Below are 20,107 nucleotides of genomic sequence, written 5' to 3'. Positions count from 1 at the left end.
TCGCGATCTATTCAGCTTAAATTCAGCTGCGATTCAGCGCAGGTTGCGCTAGGGGCTGGCATTATAGCGCGCGCCCTCCCGCGCTTGTTTTGTCAAACACGGCGGGTATAGTCAGCGCACTTTTTAACCCCCACAGGAGCCCTCATGCCCGCCCTTAAACCTTTAGTAGCCGCTGTGTTGTCTGCCGCTTTGGTGACGCAATTAAGCGCGTGCGGCACCTTGTTCTACCCCGAGCGTCGCGGCCAGATTGAGGGCCGTATTGATCCTGCGATCGCCATTCTCGATGGCATCGGCATCTTGTTTTATGTGGTACCGGGCTTGATCGCCTTTGCCGTGGACTTTGCCACCGGCGCGATCTATTTGCCCGATGCGCGCTACAGCGTCAGCCCCGAAACCCTCGCCCCAGCGCTCAATGCCGACGGCAGTGTCGACGAGGCCAAGCTGCAAGTGATTTTGCAGCAAGCGCTGGAGTTAAACCTGCCGCTCAACCACCCCAACCTCCAGCAACACAGCGGTAACGCCGAGCAACTGGCCGCCTATGGCTTGGCACCGGCCGCGTAACATCCTAGGCGTAGCCGTGCGCACCGCGCCGCACGGCCATGCCGGCACGCTGAGTACGCTGAGTACGCTGCGGGCTTGACCATCATCAGCAAGCAAGCCTTGGCCATACGCTATTCTGCGCACATGACTAAGCCGCTGGCCGCACAGGTGTTGCCGCATGACCGCACGCGCTAACTACTCTTTTTGGCTCAAGCTCGCCAGCCGCAGCGCCTTGGCTGTGGCCTTGCTGCTGATCGCCCTGAAGACGTGGGCATGGCTGGCCTCAGGCTCGGTCAGCTTATTGGCTGGCTTAACCGACTCACTGATGGATGGCCTGGCCTCGCTACTGAACTTGATCGCCATTCAAATCGCCCTGAAACCCGCCGACCGCGAACACCGCTTCGGCCACGGCAAAGCCGAAGCCTTAGCCGGCCTGGCGCAAGCGGCGTTCATCACCGGCAGCTCGTTATTGGTGGCTCTGCAAGCGTTTGATCGCCTGTTGCACCCCAAATCGTTGCCCGCCACCGACCTTGCCATTGCGGTGATCATCGTCAGCCTCGTCCTTACCCTCGCCTTGGTCAGCCTGCAGCGCGTGGCTTATCAGCGCACCCAGTCCACCGCCATTGCCGCAGATGCGTTGCACTATCGCTCGGATATCTTGCTCAACCTCGGCATCTTGCTGGCCCTGTGGGGCAGCACCCAAGGCTGGGTCTGGATCGACCCCATCGCCGGCCTGAGCATCGCCGCCTACATCTTGTTCAGCGCGTGGAGCATCGTGCGCCAATCGGTGCGCGTGCTGATGGATGAAGAACTCGACGACGCCATTCGCCAACACATCCTCACCTTGGCCAACAACACCCCAGGCGTCTTTGGCGCCCATGATCTGCGCACCCGCGCCGCCGGCCCCGATTGGTTTGTGCAGTTACATTTAGAACTCGCCGGCGACATCAACCTTGAGCAGGCTCACCGCCAGTGCGATGCCGTCGAAGCCGCGATCAAAGCCGCCTACCCGCAGGCACAAGTGATTCTGCACGCCGACCCGCCCAGCGCTACCGTCAACAAACGCCCCACCGATGGCGCTTGCCCAAACTAGAGCATTTACTCTACAAAGAGCACTCCCATAACAACCAGAGTGCCCCTCATGTCCTTAACTCCTTCCGCTCTCGCGTTACTGAGCTTGTGTGCTTGGCCGCTTTTACTCGTGCTGATCATGGCCAATCACCGCGCGTTTTATGTATTTACCGGCAAAATGCCGGTCAATGGTTTTGCCGCCGACGGCAGTAACACGCCGGATGCCTTCGGCAAGCGCTTGGTGCGCGCCCACGCCAATTGTTATGAAAACCTGCCGATGCAAGCTGGCATCCTGCTGTTCGCCATTGCCACCCAGCAAACGGCACTGACCGATCCCTTGGCTTGGGCGATGCTAGCGGCGCGCGTGCTGCAAAGCGTGGTGCACATGACCAGCACCAGCGCGGCAGCAGTGTGGCTGCGTTTTGCCGCCTATGGCGTGCAGGTTGCCATCGCCCTGTACTGGCTCGGCCTGCTCAGCGGCTTGCTTGCCTAAGCCGTTTCACCGGATAGTCAGCGCCTCCTATCAGGCACGCGATTAAACGGATGAGCACACCATGAGCCTATCGCTGGTGGATTTAGCCTGGCTGTTGTTAGCCGGCGGCGCGGCCGGAGCGATGAATGCTCTGGCCGGCGGCGGCACCTTTTTATCCTTCCCCGCCTTGCTGGCTGTGGGGGTGCCGGCGGTTAGCGCCAACGCCACCAATGCGGTGGCACTGTGGCCGGCCAGCATCGCCAGCGCGTGGGCCGGCCGCCGACACTGGCGCAGTCATGTCGCGGTACTATGGCCACTGCTGGCTGCGGCCTTACTGGGCGGCGTACTGGGTAGCGGCTTATTACTCCTCAGTGGCGAGGCGCTCTTTCGCCAGCTCATCCCGTGGCTACTGCTACTGGCCACGCTGCTGTTTACCGCCGCACCGTGGCTGCGGCGCTTATCGCAGCAACGTACCGTCAGCGGCGCACACAACAGCCCCGCGTGGCTGGCCTTGCATGCCAGCGGCGCGGTTTATGGCGGCTTTTTTGGCGCGGGCATGGGCATTGTGCAACTGGCGCTACTGGCCGTGCAGGGCCATGACGTGCAACGCGCCAGCGCGCTGAAAAACCTCTTCTCAGCGGTGATTTACAGCGTCGCAAGCTTGGTGTTTATCGCCGCTGGCGCCATCAGCTATCACCATTTAGCCGTGCTACTAGGAGCCACCGTGCTGGGCGGCTACCTGGGTGGCCGGCTGGCTGATCGACTGGCGCCGCAGTGGCTGCGCGTGTGGGTGATCAGCGTGGGCAGTGCGATGACGCTGTATTACTTTCTCGTCGCCTAAAAACCACTGCATGAATGGCGGCGGCGAGCCAATCGATCTCCAGCGGCTAACTCGCGCTTAACAAGTCCGCGCTTATTCGGTATACAGGCCGCCACTTTGCTGACCAATGGGGGGCTTATGTCTGCTCGCACGTGCTGTTTTGGCTTAACGCTAGTGTGCTTGGCCGCTTTAAGCGCTTGCTCCAGCGCCCCGCAAACCGCAGCGCTGCCAACGGCGCCGGTGGTGCTCAGCCAGCCGCAACCGCGCATCAGCGCACCGACCCAGCACGCCCTGCGCGGCCAGCTGCAAGGCGGGCCACTGGATCGCAGCCAGCCGGTACAGATTGATCTGGCCATTTTGATGCTCGACCAGCGCGGTCGTCCGGTGGCGACACTCGATAGCGAGCAGTGGTTTGGCAACCCCTACAGCCCCTTCCAGCTCGCGCTCGACCCCAGCCGTTTGCCGCCCGGGGTACGCCTGCAACTGCGCGCACGGGTTAGCCACGACAGCCAGCTGTTGGCCTTTGCCCATCACGACATCAGCCAGCCGCTGCCAGCACAATTACCCATACTGACCTTGCAGGCCATGCCGTAATGGCCAGCCCAAGCGCGCCCGTGGCGCTGCAGAACGCCCTCAGCGCCTTACTCGGCGACGCGCAACTGCTCGCCAGCCCGCTGCCGGGCCGCGAAGACTTGCGCCTCTGGCTGATTGATCCGGCCAACATGCAACGCGCGTTTAGCCCCGCTGAAACCGAGCGCATCTTGGGTGAGCCGCCCTACTGGTGTTTTTGCTGGGCCAGCGGCTTGGTCTTAGCGCGCTATTTAGCCGAGCATCCCGACGTGGTCGCCGGTAAAAAGGTGCTGGATTTTGGCGCCGGCTCGGCCGTGGCCGGCATCGCCGCCAAACTGGCCGGCGCGCGCGAGGTGGTCGCCTGCGATCTCGACCCTCTGGCCCTTGAGGCCAGCCGCGCCAATGCTGCGCTCAATGGTGTTGAGCTGCGCTACAGCGATGACTTTTTTAGCGAGGTCTGCGATTACGACCTCATCCTGGTCGCTGACGTACTCTACGACCGCGAAAATCTGCCGCTGCTGGATGCGTTTCTGCAACGCGGGCGTGACGTGCTGTTGGCCGACTCGCGCATCCGGAATTTTGCCCACCCACGCTACCAACACCTGAGCGTGGCCGAGGCCAGCACTTGGCCCGACTTGGCCGAGCCGAAAGAGTTTCGCCGTGTGACCTTGTATCAAAGCATCGCCGAGTAAGCGCAAGCGCCAATAGGCTTGCTAAGATGCGCGCCTGCCTTGTCTTGGAACACCGCGATGAATCAAGCCACGCCGTATATTTTTGATGTCAGCACCCGCGAGTTTGATCAGCTGGTACTGGAAAACTCCTTCCACAAGCCCGTGCTGGTGGATTTCTGGGCCGAGTGGTGCGCGCCCTGCAAAGCGCTGATGCCTCTGTTGGCGCAAATTGCCGAGTCGTACCAAGGCGAGCTACTGCTGGCCAAGGTCAACTGCGACATCGAAGCCGAGCTGACCCAGCGCTTTGGCATTCGCAGCCTGCCCACCGTGGTGCTGTTCAAAAACGGCCAGCCGGTAGACGGCTTTGCCGGTGCACAGCCTGAATCAGCGATCCGCGAGATGCTTGCCCCGCATGTCGCCGAGCCGCTCAATGGCGACCCTGACGCCGACCTGTTTGCCATCGCCACCGCCCTGCACGCCGACGGCCAGCTCGAACAAGCCGAGGCCGCGCTCAAGCAACTGCTGGGCGAAGAACCCAGCCATGCCGACGGGCTGATCTTGTTCGCCCGCTGCTTAGCCGAGCGCGGCGAACTGGACGACGCCAGCGCGGTGCTCGACAGCGTCAAGAGTGACGAACACAAGCAAGCCTTAGCCGGCGCGCGTGCACAACTGACCTTCTTACGGCAACAGCGCGACCTGCCCGACGTCGCCAGCCTGCAAGCGCGCCTAGCCGCTAACCCGCAAGACGCCGAGGCCAGCTACCAACTGTGCGTGCATCAACTGGCCGCACAAGCCTATGCCGAAGCGTTGACGGGCCTGCTGCAGCTCTTTGCGCAACAGCGCGACTACCAAGGCGGTTTGCCGCACAAAACCTTGCTGCAAGTGTTCGACTTGCTCGGCAACGCCCATCCGCTGGTCAGTGAATACCGGCGCAAGCTGTATCAGGCACTTTACTGACGTCAAAAAAACCTTAACTATGCAAGACCCCTCTCAGCGCTACTTTGCTAGCTTGCGCCCTCGGGCAGGGGTCGGCGGATGACGTAGATCAGACCCGACCAGCGCGGCGATCTTCAGGGATGAAGGTCGCCGTGTGTGTTTTGCTAGGCAAAAAAAACGGGCCACCCTAAGGCGGCCCGAAATAACAGAAGTAGGAGTCGCTGTCGCAAAGTGCCGTGCGCCAGCTCATGGAACATCAGGTTCAAACTGCACGAGAGGCATCCAAACTCTCGTGGACCTGCGCCAAACGCACGCGTCTTTCACAGGGCAGCTCCCGGGCGCTCCGACATCGACCGGCATGGCTAATAATCATAAGAGTGCACCGCGGGGACAACCTCATGGAAAGCGGCCAACCGCTTGTCATCACAGGCCAAGGGCAAGATGCCAAAGAGCATCTGTCAGTGGCATGGATCAACAATCTACTCAGCGTCGCGCAACAGTTTGGCGCACGGCAAAGTAGCTTACTCAGCGCCGCCGGGCTCGATGCCCAAGCGTTGCGCAACCCCGTCGATCGCGTCAGCAAACGGCACACCCTCGTGTTGTTAGCCGCCGCTATGGACGAACTCAAAGACCCGTTCTTTGGCCTGCACCTCGGCGAGCAAGTTCGCCCCGCCGCTTTTAATGCGCTGGGCTATGCCGCGATGAGCTGCGCCACGCTGGAAGACGCCGTGCAGCTGATCCCACGTTACGACGATGTGATGGAGAACTTTGGTCGCACCCTGTTTGCCACCGATGGCGAACAAGCCACACTCAGTTGGCGCTCTAACTGCACCATGGGCGAGCCGCTGCGCCCGCTGCAGGAGGCCATCGTCAGCTCGTGGGTGAGCTTTGGTCGCTGGATCACCGGCCAGCGCGGCTTTATTACCGAGCTGCATTTCGCCCACCCCAGACCCGCCGAGCTAACCGAGTACCGTCGCCTGTTTGATGACGTGCCGATGCACTTTGATGCGGCGATCAATGCCCTGGTGTTTCCACATTTTCAGCTGGCGATGCCGCTCAATCAGCACGACCCCGAGCTGAACCGCTTGATGCGCACCAAGGCCGAAGCCATTGTCAGCAGCCTCAGTCAACCGGGGGTGACCACGCGCCAAGTGGCGCGCTTACTGCAGTCGTTGCTGCCGCGCGAAGCGCCCAACATTCAAAAGATCGCCCGCGAACTGGCCATGAGCGAGCGCACCTTACGCCGCCGCTTAAGCGCCGAGGACACCAGCTATCAGGCGGTTCTCGATCAAGTGCGCCACGAGCTGGCGCTGTTTTATCTGCGCGAATCGAGCATGAGTATTTTTGAGATTGCTCAGCTGCTGGGTTACGCCGAGCACAGCAGCTTTTCGCATGCGTTTCGCCAATGGACCGGCGCCTCAGCGCAGGAGTACCGCCAACAACAAGGCTGGAAGCGCTAACTCAGCCACGCCAGCGGTACACCGGTGCCGCTTGGTGCTCTTCCAAGGTCACCTGTGGATGGTGACGCAACTTCACCAGCAAGCGCTTGGCCGCCACTTCGCTGCCGGCCAGCGCCAGCAACTCACCCCGCAAGGTCGGCCCATCGCACGCGCCGTGGGCCGCCAAAACTTGCAAAGCCATCGTCAGCAATTTATCGGCGCTGGGGGCCGACGCGGCCACGCCCGCCATACTCGCGGCGGGGGCCGTGGTTACCGTGAGATCAGCCGGCGCAGTCAACGCAGGAGCCAGCTGTACGCCAGCCTGTGCTAACTGCACCCACTCATGAGGCTCAAGGCTTACGGTCAGGTCCACCACCTGCTCACCAATGCGTCCGCTAATTTTCATCTGTGCTCCTGTTGGCCGCCGACTTAAGGCCCGTCCTAAGGTAGTGACGGCGTCAGCCCGCGCATTATTACGCAACACTTAAAGCTCAATTAAGCCCTGCTTGTGGTTTAATCCCCCGCCTAACTGTTACAACATAACAACCACCCCTACTCACCCGCACAGGTTGTCACCCACGTCATGTTGTTCGCTGCCCGTCACCGTCGCTTGCTCACGCCGCTCTTGTTGGCGCTGGTGCTGTTGGCGTTATGGCAAGGGCAAGAGCGTCTCAGCCATCAACATGACGACGGCGAACACGCCCACTGCGCGCTGTGCTTGCAACCCAGTCTATTGCACGCCGCCGTCGGCCAGCTCAGCGCACCTTCGGTTCTCGTCGCCGCAGCGCCAAGCCCGCAGCCACTGTTCGCTACTCACTTCAGCCAAATCAGCCTTAGCCGTTGGGCACGCGCACCACCTGCCATCCTCCCGCTATAACCCGCTCATTTCATTTGCTTGAGGATGTCACCATGCGCTTTATCCCGACCGCTCGCCCCACCGCTCTGGCTGCCGTACTGGCCGCCCTGTTACCCCTTAGCCTGCACGCTGCCGAACACAAGCACGACGAGCACGCCAGCCACGAAAACAGCAGCCTAGACAGCCACGAACACGGCCACGCCAAGCTCAATCTGGCGTTAGACGGCAACACGCTTGAGTTAGAACTGCACAGCCCTGCTTTCAACCTGATCGGCTTCGAGCATGCGCCGCGCACCGCCGAACAACACACGGCCATCGAGCAAGCCAAAGCCGCGCTAAGCCAACCACTCGCGCTGTTTGGCATTCCCGAAACCGCAGGCTGCCGCGTGGACGAACAGCACATCGAGAGCGCCCTGTTCAGCGCCAAGCATGACGATGACCATGATGACCATGATGACCATGATGACCATGATGACAGCGAGCATGCCGCCGAGACTGAAACCCACAACGATATTGCCGCGCACTACCGCCTAACCTGCTCGCAACCGGCAGCACTGGAGACCTTACGCTTTGGCCTGTTCGAGCAGTTTGCACAGCTCAGCAAGCTCGACGTGCAACACCTCAGTGAGCACGGGCAGTCCGGCGCCAGCCTGAGCGCCAAGCAACCGACGCTGCATTTGCACTAACCTCGCCCATCGCCTGCTAAGGAGCGGCCAATGAGCCACGTTCTCAGCCTAACCGACCTGCAATTCGCCTGGCCCAACCAGGCGTTACTGTTGGACATCCCGCAGTTTTCTCTGACTCGCGGTGAGCGCTTGTTCCTCAAAGGCCCCTCCGGCAGCGGCAAAACCACCCTATTGGCCTTGCTCGGTGGCATTCAGCTACCGCAGCAAGGCCAGTTGGTGACCAACGGCAACACCTTGAGCAGTCTCTCGGCGGCGGCGCGCGATCACTTTCGTGCCGACCACATGGGCTACCTGTTCCAACAGTTCAACCTTTTGCCGTTTCTCGACATCACCAGCAACGTGTTGCTGCCGTGCCGCTTCTCCAAACGTCGCGCTGCCCGCGCCAGCGAGCGCTATGGCTCGTTAGAACAGGCCGCGCGTCACTTGCTCGAACAGCTCGGCTTGCCCAGTAGCCTGCACAGTCGCCGCGCCGATGAGTTGTCTATCGGCCAACAGCAACGTGTGGCCGCGGCCCGCGCACTGATCGGTAGCCCCGAACTGATCATTGCCGACGAGCCCACCTCGGCACTGGATTACGACAGCCGCGAGGCGTTTATCCGCCTGTTGTTTGCCGAATGTAGCGGCGCCGGGGCCAGCTTGCTGTTTGTTAGCCACGACCAGAGTTTGGCCCCTTTGTTTGATCGCGTGGTCGATCTGGCTGAACTTAACCGCGCCGCAGGAGCCCCCGCATGCATCTGATCCGCCTAGCGCTGGCCAGCCTGCGCAATCGCCGTTTCACCGCCCTGCTCACGGTCTTCGCCATCGCCTTATCGGCCACCTTGCTGTTAGCGGTGGAGCGCGTCCGTGTTGAAGCGCGCATGAGCTTTGCCAACACCATTTCCAGCACCGACCTGATCGTCGGCGCACGCTCGGGCAGCGTGAATTTGTTGTTGTACTCGGTCTTTCGCATCGGCAACGCCACCAACAACATCCGCTGGTCGAGCTACCAACACTTTGCCGAACACCCGCAGGTGAAGTGGGCGATCCCGCTATCACTGGGCGACTCGCACCGCGGCTATCGGGTGCTGGGCACCAGCGCGGCCTACTTCGAGCACTACCAATACGGACGCAAACAAGCGCTCGAACTGGCCAAGGGCCGGCCCTTCGGCGAGGACCTGTTTGAAGTGGTGCTCGGCGCCGAAGTGGCACGCAAGCTGGGCTATCAGCTCAATGACGAGATAGTCTTGGCCCACGGTGTGGCCAAGGTCACGCTGCAAAAACACGACGACAAACCGTTCAAGGTGGTCGGCATTCTTAAGCCCACCGCCACCCCGGTGGATCGCACGCTGCATATCTCCCTCGCGGGAATTGAGGCGCTGCACATCGACTGGCAAAACGGCATGCCCGCCTACGGCAACGGCAAAATCAGCGCCGAGCAAGCGCGGGAGATGGCCCTGCAACCCAAAGCCATCACCGCCATGCTACTGGGGCTAAACAGCCGCATTGCCAGCTTCCGCGTGCAGCGCGAAATCAACGAATACAGCGGCGAACCCTTGCTTGCGATATTGCCAGGCGTGGCTCTGCAAGAGCTGTGGAGCTTGATGGGCACGGCGGAAAAAGCCCTGTTTGTGGTGTCTTTGTTTGTGGTGCTGACCGGCTTGATCGGCATGCTGACCGCCATTCTTACCAGCCTCAATGAGCGCCGCCGCGAGATGGCGATTTTACGCTCGGTAGGCGCAAGGCCTTGGCATGTGGCGCTGCTGTTGGTGCTCGAATCACTGACCCTGACCCTGCTGGGGCTGCTGCTCGGTGTGGCGTTGCTCTACGCGGGCTTGCTCATCGCGCGCGAGCCGGTGCTCAGCCTGTACGGTATTTATCTGCCGTTGAGCGCACCGACTTGGTACGAACTGAGCCTGCTGGGCGGCATCTTGCTCGCTGCCTTAGTCATCAGCATTGTCCCGGCGTGGCGCGCTTATCGGCAGTCGCTGAGCGATGGTTTGTCGATTCGTGTGTAAAGCTCTGGCACACTCCAGCGCTACTGTGCAGCAGCGCTGCAATTATTCGGTCTTCCCAAGCGGCGCTGCGCCGGCTTGGGCTGTTGAGGTTTGTCATGCACCCCTTCACTAACGCACTGCTGTGCTGCATCACCACCTGCCTTGTTGCACTGGTGGGCACCGCCTTGGCCAACGAGGCGCGCGAGCTGACGTGGTCCGAACTCATCCCCGAAGGAGCCATGCCGGCGCCCCAGCAGCCGATGGCCATGCATGACTTATCGCAATTAGCCGACACCTTGGCCGCCGAGCAAGCGCCGCCGGCCAAGCAGGCCTCACCCAGCGCGCCAGTGGTAGCGGCTTTAAACGGTCAAACCATCAAGCTGCCGGGCTACCTGGTGCCGCTGGCTTACAACGAAGAAGGCCAAGCCGAAGAGTTTTTGTTAGTGCCCTACTTTGGCGCCTGCATCCATGTGCCACCGCCGCCGTCCAATCAAATCGTCTACATCACCGCCGGCAACCCTGTGGATATGGAAGCGCTGTATCAGCCTTTCTGGATCGAAGGACAGATTCACGCCAAGAGCAGCAGCAGTGAGCTGGCCGAAGCCGGCTACCAAGTATTGAAAGCGAAAATTTATCCCTACGAAATGTAAGTGTTACAAGCCGTAACCTTGAGCCAAGTCAATAATCGCTAAGCTGAGCGCCCTAAGATGGCCCCAAAATCTTCACACGGAACTTTGGAGCCTCTTATGCGCACGACGTTACTGGCTGTTTCAGCCCTTACCCTAGCCATCGCAGCCCCCTTTGCTGCGGCTTATCAAGCCGGTGACATCATCGTCCGCGCCGGTGCGATTACCGTTGACCCGAACGAAAGCAGCAGCGACATCAGCGTGGGCGGCAGCAACCTAAACGGCGAAAAAGCCAACCTCGATAGCGATACGCAGCTGGGTTTGAACTTCGCCTACATGGTCACCGACAACGTTGGTATCGAATTACTGGCCGCCACCCCGTTTGAGCACAACGTGGGCGTTAAAGGCAGCACAGTGAACTCTTTAGTACCCAGTGGCGATCTGGGCAGCATCAAGCAATTGCCGCCGACGTTGAGCGCGCTGTACTACCCGCTGGATAACAACTCGGCCTTCCAGCCTTATGTTGGCTTGGGCATTAACTACACCGTTTTCTTTGATGAGTCGCTCTCCAGCGAAGCCCGCGCCGCGAGCTTCAGCAACCTTGAGCTGGAAAACTCATGGGGCTTAGCCGCTCAAGTAGGCATGGACTACATGCTGACCGACAACGTCATGCTCAACGCCCAAGTGCGTTATATCGACATTGAAACCGAAGCCACCGCAGACACGGCACTGGGCAAAGTGAAAGTCGACGTCGATGTTGACCCATGGGTTTACATGGTCGGTCTGGGCTACAAGTTTTAAGCCTGAGCCAGCAACGGTTACACTCCCTGCTAGGGTTTAGGCCCAGCACCTAGGCGCCTTGATAAGGCGCCTTTTTTATTCCGCCAGACTAGCCAACGAGCGCGCCATGTATTTGATCGTCAAACACTTACACATGACCTTAGCCCTGACCAGCCTGATCCTGTTGGTCAGCCGCTTAGCGCTGCAAGTGTGGCGTCCGCACACGCCGTTGGGCAAAGTTTGGAAGGTCGTGCCGCACATCAACGACACCGTTCTGCTCGGCAGTGCGCTGTACTTGTTGGCGGTGTTTTGGCACTGGCAAGTGCCGCTGTGGCTGGGGGTAAAACTGGGCTTACTGCTGGTCTATATCGTGCTGGCAGCCTTGGCGTTGCGCCAACGCCCAAGCGCTTGCAAGTTACTGCTCAGCGCCTTAGCCCTGAGCAGTTTTGTCGGCATGCTGGCCTTGGCTCGCTTAAAGCCGTTTTAACTACGCGCTTAGTTAAAGCTCACCACCTGCCCTTGCCGGTCAAAGGCTAAGAAGTTGCCAATGCTGCCACTTTGAATCGCGCCAACCATCATTTTCAATGGTTGCTCGGCTTCATCACTGTTGGGCGCAATCCCCCCGCGCCCCGACAGCCCTGCGGCAAACAGCAAGTCCCAGGCTTTGCCCGTCAGCGCCGCTTCCGCGACCAGCGCGGCAAAATCGGCGATCTCTTCAGGACATTTGTCCACACACAACACCGGCGCTAACGCACCGCCTTCACCACAGGCGAAGGCTTGCTTCTCCTCCTCGGTGGCATCATCCGGCAGCTCCGCGGCGACAAACACCATCAACAAGCGCTGGGGTTCTGCTTGGCCTTGGGCGGCCTGTAAAAGATCAGCAAATTCAACAATATTACGTGCCATAACCAACTCCTCAATCACCCTAACTGTGCACTGCAGCCTGCCACGGCGGCAGGCCCCTATGTCCTAAGACGTACTTGCTACCCGTGCCCGATCGCGCCATTGCTGCGGCGACTGACCACTCCAACGACGAAACGCCCGCGAAAAAGCGGTTTCGTCGGCATACCCTAAGTTCAACGCCAAATCGGTAATGCTCTGGGCCGATAACTGCAATTGTTGCTGCGCTTCGGCAAAGCGCACCTGCGCCAGCAACTGCCGAAAACTCAACCCTTGCGCCTGCAAGGCCTGTTGCACACAGCGCGGATGCCGATCAAGCAAGCGCGCCACCACGGTTAACGTGGCCTCGCCGGTGGGCAGAATCGACTGCAATATCAGCGCAATTTGCTGCGCCAAACTCAACGCGGGGCGTTGCGCACCAAACCGCGCCAGCAGGTAATCACTCAGCACTTGGCGTTGTTCAATCGGTTTCAGCGCCAGCGCTTGCGCCGGCATCACGAAGCCACTGCAGCTTTGCTCAAACAGCACAGGGCAGTTAAACAGCCGCGCGTACTCATCCCGCTCACCGACACACGCATGCTCAAACAACACCCGCTGCGGCTGCCATTGCTGCTGAAACAAGCTACTCATCGAGCGTTGCACCACGCCAATACCCAGCTCAAGCAACTGGCGTAACGGCTGTGCGGTGGCCAGATTCAGTTGGTAATCGACCTGCAAACCTTGGCTGCACGGGTGCGCGCTCAAGCTAATACCTTGCGCATGCAAGTGCACATATTGCTGCGCCAAACGCAGCACATCGGCCATGCTCGCCGCTTGTGATAACAACAAGCCAAACGGCCCCAGCACCAGGTAGTCGTGGTACTCGCTTAAGCGCAGCCCAAAGGTCACACAGCCGCTTTGCGCACTGGCCAAATTCAGCAGTTCAGCAAAGCGGGCATAAGGCAGATACAGATCTTCACGGCGCAACAACAGCGGGTCTAAACCGCAACGCAGCAACAACTGATGCGGGTTGACCCCGCATTGGCGGCATAGGTCTTCAAACCCTACCAACACAGCGCTGCGCGCGATTTGCGTCATGCCCGCTCACCTTTTGCTCAGTGAGCGCATGTTGACCCAGCTGCACGCCAAGCATGCTGACGCGCGTCAAGATGCGCACACTTGCCGCAAAACTCGCAAACGGTCAGCCCAGCACTCGCAAACGGTCAGGCCGCGTGAACCTGGCTCGCTCTAGATTAGAGGCGTCTTTTAGCGCAGGTGTTCGACCCATGGCGACTCCTTCAATCAAGTGCGAAACACTGGTCATCGGCGCGGGCCTTGCCGGCCTGTGTACGGCCTTGGAGCTACTGCAACAAGGCCGCGCAGTGACCCTGTTAGACCGCGCCGCCTTTGCCCAATGGGGCGGCCAAGCGAATGATGCTTTCGGCGGCATGTTGCTGAGCGAAACCCCCGAGCAGCGCCGCCAAGGTATTCGCGACAGCGCCGAGTTGTTTTTCCATGACTGGCAGCAGGCGGCTGCCTTTCAGCCCCACGAGCAATGGGGGCTAAGCTGGGCCAAGGCGTACAGCGAATACAACCGCCGCGACATTTATGACTGGCTCAGCCAGCAAGGCATTCGCTTTGTGCCGGCAGTGCAATGGGTTGAGCGGGGCAATCACGGCGACGGCAACTCGCTACCGCGTTATCACATCGCCTGGGGGTGTGGCCGTGGCGTGGCGCAAACCTTGTTGCGCCGCTTACGTGAACACCGCAACGCCCACTTGCTGCGCTGCCTTGAGCAACACCAGGTGAGCCAATTACTCAGCCACGACGGTCGCGTGAGCGGTTGTTGCGGCCAGCACCAAGGCCAAGCCTTCAGCGTACACGCCGAGCACACGGTGATTTGCGGCGGCGGCATCAACGGCAATCTCGCCAAGGTGCGTCAACACTGGGATCAGGACTGCTATGGCGCCTACCCCGAGAACATCCTCAACGGCACGTTTGCGCGCGCCGATGGCGCACTCCACGACATGGTTGACGGCCTCGGCGGACAAGTCTGCAATTTGGGCCACATGTGGAATTACGCCGCCGGCATTGCTCACCCTAACCCCGAATTTGAACGTCACGGGCTGAGTTTGATTCCGCCCCGCTCGGCCTTATGGCTCGACGCCAGCGGGCAACGTATTGGCCCTATGCCCTTGGTCAGCGGCTTCGATACGCACGATCTGTGCAAACAGATCGGACACTTGCCCGGGCAATACGGCTGGCTGCTGCTCAATGCCCGCATTGCCGACCGCGAGCTGGCCATCAGCGGCACTGACAGCAACCCACTGTTTCGTGATCGGCGCTTATTGGCCTTGGCTTGGCAACTGCTGCGCGGCAATCGCGCACAAACACGCTGGCTGATGCAGCACTGCCCTGACGTCATACACGCCCACGACCTCAGCGAGCTGGCGCGCAAGATGCGCACGCTGTGTGCCGATAATCGCCTGCAGCCCGAGCAGCTACAGGCCGCCGTCGCCCGTTACGACGCCCAAATCGCCCGCGGCCCAGCACTGCACAACGACGAGCAGCTACGGCGTATCCAGCAGCTACGCCAATGGCGCAGCGAGCGCATGCGCACCTGCCACTTTCAGTCAATCAACGCGCCCGCTGCCGGCCCTTTGATCGCCATCCGCACACGCGTGATCAGCCGTAAAAGCATGGGCGGCATGCTCACCGACTTGAGTTCGCGCGTGCTTAACGCCGCCAACCAACCCGTCCCCGGCTTGTACGCCTGCGGCGAGGCAGCTGGCTTTGGCGGCGGCGGTATCAGCGGACGGCGCTCGCTCGAAGGCACCTTCCTTAGCAACTGCATTTTTACCGCGCGCCGTGCTGCTCAGTGCATTGCCACCGGCGGCTAGTTCATACCCACAGGAGTTTGCACGATGAAAAAATCAGGCGCGGCCTTAGCCCGTTTTGCCCTCGAACAACTGGGGGTTAAGCACACCTTCGGCATTCCCGGCGTTCACAACACCGAGCTGTACGACGAGCTCAATGCCTCCGCGAGCATCACCCCCGTATTGGTCGGACACGAATGCGGAGCGGCGTTTATGGCCGATGCGGTGAGCCGCACCAGCGAGCAGATTGGCACCTTGGTCATCGTGCCCGCAGCCGGCGTAACCCACGCCGCCAGCGGCATTGGTGAGGCAGGGCTGGACGGTATTCCCATGCTGATCATCAGCGGCGGCATTCACAGCGCCAACGGCCGGCAATATCAACTGCATGACATGGACCAGCACAGCCTGATCAAGCCGATCAGCAAGGCGCAGTTCAAAATCACCCGGCATGCCGACGTCATCCCGCTGTTTTATGAGGCCTACCGCATCGCCACCACTGGCGAGCCGGGCCCGGTGTTTGTTGAGCTGCCGTACAACATCGGTAACTTTTTGGGCGAGGTGGACGACATGCCCACCTACCAAGCCGCCAGCAAGACGAGCGAGTTGCCCAATGCCGCCATTATTGAGGCCGCCGAGCGGCTATTAGCAGCCAAGCAACCGGGGATTTTCGTCGGTTGGGGCGGCATGGGCGCCAGCCGCGCGCTACAAACCCTGGCAGAGCTGTTAGAAGCCCCGGTTTGCACCACGCTGCAAGGCTTAAGCGCCTTCCCTAGCAACCATCCACTGCACACCGGCATGGGCTTTGGGGCTTATGCGGTGCCCGCCGCAACCAACGCGTTTGCCGAGTGCGACTGTTTGTTAGCCATTGGTACTCGCTTTGCGGAAATCCCCACCGGCAGTTACAGCATGCCGGTGCCGACGCAGCTGATTCATCTGGACATCAACCCTCAGGTGTTCAACGCCAACTTTGCCGCCCAGCTCACGCTGCAAGGCGACGCCCAGCAGCTGGTGCCGGCCTTGCTCGCCGCCGTGCAGCAGCGCCGTAAACCCCATGCTGAGCGCGGCGTGGCCAAACGTATCGCCCATGACAAGCACGCCTACCAAGCCAGCTGGCTCAACCATGACAGCCAAGGCCGCGTTAACCCCATGCGCTTTTGCGCCGACTTGCGCGAGCAATTAAGCGATGACGCCATCGTGGTGGCCGACGACGGCAACCACACGTTTTTGCTCGCTGAGTTGATGCCCATCCACGGCCCACGGCAGTTCATCTCACCGAGCGATTTCAACGCCATGGGCTACTGCATACCCGCCGTCATCGGCGCCAAGCTGGCTAACCCGTCGCGCCCTGTGGTCGGCGTGGTCGGTGACGGTGCCGTGCGCATGACCGGTCTGGAGCTGTTAACTGCCAGCAGCTTGAAGCTCGGCGCGGTGGTGTTTGTGTTCAATGACGGCGAGCTCTCGCAAATCGCCCAAGCCCAAGAAATCCCCTACAACCGCAAAACCTGCAGCGTACTGCCCAACCTTGATTTACAAGCCTTGGCCAAAGCCTGCAGCGTCGAGTTTGTGCGCATCCATAACAATCAAGACTGCGCCGCCGGCATTCGCCAAGCCTTGGCGCTGGCCGAACAGCAGCACACCGTGCTGGTCGATGTGGCCATCGACTACAGCAAACGCACGCGCTTTACCGAAGGCGTGGTCAAAGCCACGCTGCAACGCTTTACCCCGCGCGACAAAGTGCGCGTAATTAGCCGGGCGCTGTGGCGCCGTGTGACGGGGTGACGTATGCCGACGCCACTCGTGTTTGCCGCCAGTTGCGCCGATTACCGCCGACAAGCCCGGCAACGGCTGCCGCGTTTTTTGTTCGACTACATCGATGGCGGCGCTGGCGACGAGCACACGCTGCACGCCAACCAAGCTGACTTTGCCGCGCTGCGCTTACGCCAGCGCGTGCTTAAAGATGTCAGCCAGTGCGACACCCGCTGCACGCTGTTGGGGCAAAGCCTTGCCATGCCGTTAGTCCTCGCGCCCATTGGTATGGCTGGGCTGTACGCCCGCCGTGGCGAGGCGCAAGCCGCCCGCGCGGCCGCCGCACTAAAAGTGCCGTTTAGCTTGTCTACCGTGGGTATTTGCAGTGTGGCCGAGGTGCACGCGGCTAGCCAAACACCGTGCTGGTTTCAGCTGTACATGCTGCGCGACCGCGCGATTGTCGCCGACTTACTGCAGCACATCTGGCAGCAAGGCTGCCGCACGCTGGTGTTTACCATCGACTTGGCCGTGGCCGGGGTGCGTCATCGTGATCAGCGCAATGGCCTGTTGACTCAGCACTGGACCGGCAAACTCAGCAAGGCATGGCAGCTGGCACAACGCCCGCAATGGTTATGGGACGTGGGCCTGCGCGGCAAACCCCATCAGTTTGCCAACTTAGCCGAGCAAGCCACGGCCCCGCACGACCTTAATCAGTTCAAAGCTTGGCTCGACCAACAGTTTGATCCCAGCGTGACGTGGCAAGACATCACCTGGCTGCGTCAACAATGGCCGGGCACCTTGGTCTTAAAGGGGATTTTGGACTGCGCCGATGTCGAGCCCGCCTGCGACAGTGGTGCCGATGCACTGGTGTTGTCGAACCACGGTGGCCGCCAGCTGGATGATGTTGCCTCCACCATCAGTCAGCTGCCGATGATCGCCGCGCAGATAGATGGCCGCGTGCCGCTACTGATCGACGGGGGCGTGCGCAGCGGTGCCGACCTGCTCAAGGCCTGCGCTCTGGGTGCCAACGCCGTGATGGTCGGCCGGCCTTGGGCATGGGCGCTGGCCGCAGGAGGTCAGGCCGGGGTGGAACAATGGCTGCGCGGCTGGCAACACGAGCTACGCGTTGCCATGGCCTTGTGCGGCATTGACTCGCTCAGCCAAGCCAACAGCACCTTGCTTAAGCCTTAACGCTGGCAACCAAGGCACGCAAGCCGTCGAGCATGGGCACAGGCTCCGCAAACGCGTAGCACTGGCGCAGGCGCTGGTTGTTGGCCAAGGAGTGTCGAATATCGCCGGGGCGGCCTGCAGCGTATGTCACGCTCGGCTGGCTGGCGGTAATCTCACGCAAATAGCCCAGCAGCTGGTTCAGGCTGGTCGAGCGCTGCAGGCCGACGTTGACCGCGGCCACCGGCACCTGCTCGGCGTGTAAGGCTTGCGCCAGCAAGGCCACCAAGTCGGCAACAAAGACAAAGTCGCGGGTTTGCTCGCCGTCGCCAAACACGGTGATCGGCTGTTGCTTGAGGGTGCGCTCGGTGAAGATGCTGATCACCCCCGAGTACGGAGAGGAAGGGTCTTGGCGCGGGCCGTAGATATTAAAGAAGCGGAAGATCGCAGGCGTCAGACCATGCTCGCGCCGGTAAAAATCAAGGTAATGCTCGCTGGCCAGTTTGTCGGCCGCGTACGGCGTCAGCGGGGCCTTTGGGGTGTCTTCATCAATCGCCACGCCCTCGCCATTGTTGCCGTACACCGCCGCGCTGGAGGCAAACACAATGCGCTTAATACCGGCCTGCTTGGCGGCCTCGGCCACTACCACCGTGCCGACCAAATTGGCTTGATGGGTACCCAACGGGTCATCGACCGAGGCTTGCACCGAGGCCACTGCGGCCAAGTGGGCAATCGCCTGACAACCTTGCACGGCCTCGGCAACAACGGTGGCGTCGGCCACATCGCCTTGGATAAAGCGCAGCTTGGGATTGTCCAACGGCAGGTTGTGCTGATGACCGAACGACAGGTTATCCAGCACGGTCACGGCAAAGCCTTGGCTCAGTAACAAGTCCACCAAGTGCGAGCCAATAAAACCCGCGCCGCCGGTGACCAAAATACGGGGCTCATTACTGCGTTGTTCACTCATGGGTTTTGCCTTGTCGGTAATAACTATCCAGCAAACCGGTCAACTGCACGCGCCAAGCGCGCTGCTTGATGCCGAAGGTGTGCATGATTTTTTTGCAGTTAAACACCACGTGTTGCGGGGTGTCGTGGGCGTCAGGCAGGGCGCTGTGCGCCACCGGCGTCACCTGCTGACATTGCAGCGGCGCCTGCAAGCGCGCCTCCTGCAAGATCAGATTAGCCAAGCTGTGCGCGGCCACCGGCTCGTGGCTGCCGTATTGATACAGGCCCCACAACGGTGCGTCGCAATCCAACTGTTGAATCACCGCCAAGACCACCCGCGCGGCATCTTCAACCGGCGTTGGCATGCCGCGGCGATCGTCCGCCATGCTGATCTCGGCTTGCTGCGCCGCCAGCTGCAAGAAGCGCCCCAGCCAGCCGTCCAAACTGTTATCCAGCAACCAACCAAAACGCAGCAACACATGCCGTGGGCTGGCCGCACGCACGCTTTGTTCGATACGCCACAGCGCATGGCCCAACTCGCCCAACGGCAGCGGCTCGTCACGCTCGGTGTAAGCGGTGGAACGCGCACCATCAAACACACGGAAGCTCGACGGCTGAATCAGCAAAATATCGTGGTGCTGGCACAAGCTGGCCAAGCGCGCCACGGCCCGCTCTTGCTCGGCCAAGCGTTCAACCGGCACGCTCACCGCTTGAAACCAGTCGTGGTAGAAGGCGAAATTGATGATGGCATCGGGGCGGGTTTCATCCACCAGCGCGGTGAGGCTGGGCGCATCCCAACCGCCGGCAGGTGGGATCGGCGCGATGAAGCCAATATCGTATTCAGCCCCTTGGCGCAGCAACGCTTGCCCCAGTGCACTGCCACCGCCGAGTAACAACAGACGCATTCGCAACATGGCGACCCTGTTAAACCAATCAAGTAAGCAAAGCGCGAGTGTACCCCAAGTCGTCCGTGTGGCAGCACCCACGGGAAAACACTGGGCATCGCCGCAGCGCTTAGGCAGACTGAAACACCCCATCACCACAGCCTGACCGC

The 20,107-nt window shown here is 60.8% G+C and carries 23 protein-coding genes; 18 read left to right on the top strand and 5 right to left on the bottom strand.

The window, feature by feature from the left end; all coding sequences use genetic code 11:
* Positions 1 to 144: 144 nt before the first annotated feature.
* The 8 genes from pmcY (at position 145) to MKI83_RS04145 (ending at position 6,540) form a co-directional block, all read left to right on the top strand.
* Positions 145 to 561 (top strand): periplasmic Zn2+ metallochaperone PmcY, encoded by a 417-nt coding sequence (pmcY, locus tag MKI83_RS04180; RefSeq protein ID WP_241583575.1) that lies wholly within the window; start codon positions 145 to 147, stop codon positions 559 to 561.
* Between the two features lie 157 nt (positions 562 to 718).
* Entirely contained in the window at positions 719 to 1,633 is a 915-nt protein-coding gene (locus tag MKI83_RS04175) for a cation diffusion facilitator family transporter (protein WP_241583573.1), read from the top strand.
* A gap of 48 nt (positions 1,634 to 1,681) precedes the next feature.
* Positions 1,682 to 2,104 carry an MAPEG family protein gene (locus MKI83_RS04170; RefSeq protein WP_241583571.1) on the top strand — a complete coding sequence of 141 codons (423 nt, stop codon included), beginning with the start codon at positions 1,682 to 1,684 and terminating at the stop codon, positions 2,102 to 2,104.
* Positions 2,105 to 2,165: 61 nt separating this feature from the next.
* Positions 2,166 to 2,924 (top strand): sulfite exporter TauE/SafE family protein, encoded by a 759-nt coding sequence (locus MKI83_RS04165; RefSeq protein ID WP_241583570.1) that lies wholly within the window; start codon positions 2,166 to 2,168, stop codon positions 2,922 to 2,924.
* A gap of 117 nt (positions 2,925 to 3,041) precedes the next feature.
* Positions 3,042 to 3,497, top strand: a complete 456-nt coding sequence (locus MKI83_RS04160) for a hypothetical protein (protein WP_241583568.1) — start codon at positions 3,042 to 3,044, stop codon at positions 3,495 to 3,497.
* Positions 3,497 to 4,165, top strand: coding sequence for a class I SAM-dependent methyltransferase (locus MKI83_RS04155; RefSeq protein ID WP_241583566.1), 669 nt, complete (start codon positions 3,497 to 3,499; stop codon positions 4,163 to 4,165). Before MKI83_RS04160 ends, MKI83_RS04155 begins: the two co-directional genes overlap by 1 nt.
* A 57-nt stretch (positions 4,166 to 4,222) precedes the next feature.
* Entirely contained in the window at positions 4,223 to 5,101 is an 879-nt protein-coding gene (gene trxA, locus MKI83_RS04150; protein WP_241583564.1) for a thioredoxin, read from the top strand.
* 377 nt (positions 5,102 to 5,478) lie between these two features.
* Entirely contained in the window at positions 5,479 to 6,540 is a 1,062-nt protein-coding gene (locus MKI83_RS04145; protein ID WP_241583562.1) for an AraC family transcriptional regulator, read from the top strand.
* Position 6,541: 1 nt separating this feature from the next.
* Here the strand turns inward: MKI83_RS04145 and MKI83_RS04140 are convergent, their stop codons facing one another.
* Positions 6,542 to 6,925, bottom strand: a complete 384-nt coding sequence (locus MKI83_RS04140) for a hypothetical protein (protein ID WP_241583561.1) — start codon at positions 6,923 to 6,925, stop codon at positions 6,542 to 6,544.
* Positions 6,926 to 7,102: 177 nt separating this feature from the next.
* Here MKI83_RS04140 and MKI83_RS04135 point away from each other — a divergent pair, with 177 nt between their 5' ends.
* The 7 genes from MKI83_RS04135 to MKI83_RS04105 all read left to right on the top strand — a co-directional run bounded on the left by MKI83_RS04135 (position 7,103) and on the right by MKI83_RS04105 (position 11,927).
* A complete protein-coding gene (locus MKI83_RS04135) occupies positions 7,103 to 7,396 on the top strand; it encodes a hypothetical protein (RefSeq protein ID WP_241583560.1) in 294 nt (97 codons plus the stop codon).
* Between the two features lie 32 nt (positions 7,397 to 7,428).
* Positions 7,429 to 8,061 (top strand): DUF2796 domain-containing protein, encoded by a 633-nt coding sequence (locus MKI83_RS04130; RefSeq protein WP_241583559.1) that lies wholly within the window; start codon positions 7,429 to 7,431, stop codon positions 8,059 to 8,061.
* A gap of 30 nt (positions 8,062 to 8,091) precedes the next feature.
* Positions 8,092 to 8,799: an ABC transporter ATP-binding protein gene (locus MKI83_RS04125; RefSeq protein WP_241583558.1), complete on the top strand. Its 708-nt coding sequence runs from the start codon at positions 8,092 to 8,094 to the stop codon at positions 8,797 to 8,799.
* On the top strand, positions 8,790 to 10,055 hold the full coding sequence (locus tag MKI83_RS04120; protein ID WP_241583557.1) for an ABC transporter permease: 1,266 nt from the start codon (positions 8,790 to 8,792) through the stop codon (positions 10,053 to 10,055). The genes MKI83_RS04125 and MKI83_RS04120 overlap by 10 nt, the downstream gene beginning before the upstream one ends.
* A 95-nt stretch (positions 10,056 to 10,150) precedes the next feature.
* Complete coding sequence (locus MKI83_RS04115) at positions 10,151 to 10,684, top strand: DUF3299 domain-containing protein (protein ID WP_241583556.1); 534 nt, start codon at positions 10,151 to 10,153, stop codon at positions 10,682 to 10,684.
* Positions 10,685 to 10,780: 96 nt separating this feature from the next.
* On the top strand, positions 10,781 to 11,461 hold the full coding sequence (locus MKI83_RS04110; protein WP_241583554.1) for an OmpW/AlkL family protein: 681 nt from the start codon (positions 10,781 to 10,783) through the stop codon (positions 11,459 to 11,461).
* Positions 11,462 to 11,567: 106 nt separating this feature from the next.
* On the top strand, positions 11,568 to 11,927 hold the full coding sequence (locus MKI83_RS04105; RefSeq protein WP_241583553.1) for a SirB2 family protein: 360 nt from the start codon (positions 11,568 to 11,570) through the stop codon (positions 11,925 to 11,927).
* An 8-nt stretch (positions 11,928 to 11,935) separates the two neighbouring features.
* On the opposite strand, the gene MKI83_RS04100 is transcribed toward MKI83_RS04105, so the two are convergent.
* Positions 11,936 to 12,346, bottom strand: a complete 411-nt coding sequence (locus tag MKI83_RS04100; protein WP_241583552.1) for a ribonucleotide reductase subunit alpha — start codon at positions 12,344 to 12,346, stop codon at positions 11,936 to 11,938.
* 63 nt (positions 12,347 to 12,409) lie between these two features.
* Entirely contained in the window at positions 12,410 to 13,417 is a 1,008-nt protein-coding gene (locus MKI83_RS04095; RefSeq protein WP_241583551.1) for an AraC family transcriptional regulator ligand-binding domain-containing protein, read from the bottom strand.
* Between the two features lie 188 nt (positions 13,418 to 13,605).
* On the opposite strand from MKI83_RS04095, the gene MKI83_RS04090 reads away from it, so the two are divergent.
* Genes MKI83_RS04090 through MKI83_RS04080 form a run of 3 tightly spaced genes read left to right on the top strand, consistent with a single transcriptional unit; the run spans position 13,606 to position 18,132 of the window.
* The gene (locus MKI83_RS04090; protein WP_241583550.1) at positions 13,606 to 15,219 is read left to right on the top strand and encodes an FAD-dependent oxidoreductase; all 1,614 of its coding nucleotides are present in this window, start codon (positions 13,606 to 13,608) and stop codon (positions 15,217 to 15,219) included.
* Between the two features lie 24 nt (positions 15,220 to 15,243).
* On the top strand, positions 15,244 to 16,974 hold the full coding sequence (locus tag MKI83_RS04085; protein WP_241583549.1) for a thiamine pyrophosphate-binding protein: 1,731 nt from the start codon (positions 15,244 to 15,246) through the stop codon (positions 16,972 to 16,974).
* Between the two features lie 3 nt (positions 16,975 to 16,977).
* Entirely contained in the window at positions 16,978 to 18,132 is a 1,155-nt protein-coding gene (locus MKI83_RS04080) for an L-lactate dehydrogenase (protein ID WP_241583548.1), read from the top strand.
* Here the strand turns inward: MKI83_RS04080 and MKI83_RS04075 are convergent.
* Together MKI83_RS04075 and MKI83_RS04070 are read right to left on the bottom strand one after the other, a co-directional pair.
* Positions 18,122 to 19,075: an NAD-dependent epimerase/dehydratase family protein gene (locus MKI83_RS04075; RefSeq protein WP_241583547.1), complete on the bottom strand. Its 954-nt coding sequence runs from the start codon at positions 19,073 to 19,075 to the stop codon at positions 18,122 to 18,124. The two genes, MKI83_RS04080 and MKI83_RS04075, sit on opposite strands and share 11 nt — an antisense overlap.
* Positions 19,068 to 19,964, bottom strand: a complete 897-nt coding sequence (locus tag MKI83_RS04070; RefSeq protein ID WP_241583682.1) for a sugar nucleotide-binding protein — start codon at positions 19,962 to 19,964, stop codon at positions 19,068 to 19,070. Before MKI83_RS04070 ends, MKI83_RS04075 begins: the two co-directional genes overlap by 8 nt.
* Positions 19,965 to 20,107 lie beyond the last annotated feature (143 nt).

The sequence above is a fragment of the Atopomonas sediminilitoris genome (assembly GCF_022601735.1).
Taxonomy (GTDB): Bacteria; Pseudomonadota; Gammaproteobacteria; order Pseudomonadales; family Pseudomonadaceae; genus Atopomonas; species Atopomonas sediminilitoris.
The sequence above is the reverse complement of the archived record's forward strand: the minus strand, read 5'-3'. Positions and strand labels throughout refer to the sequence as shown.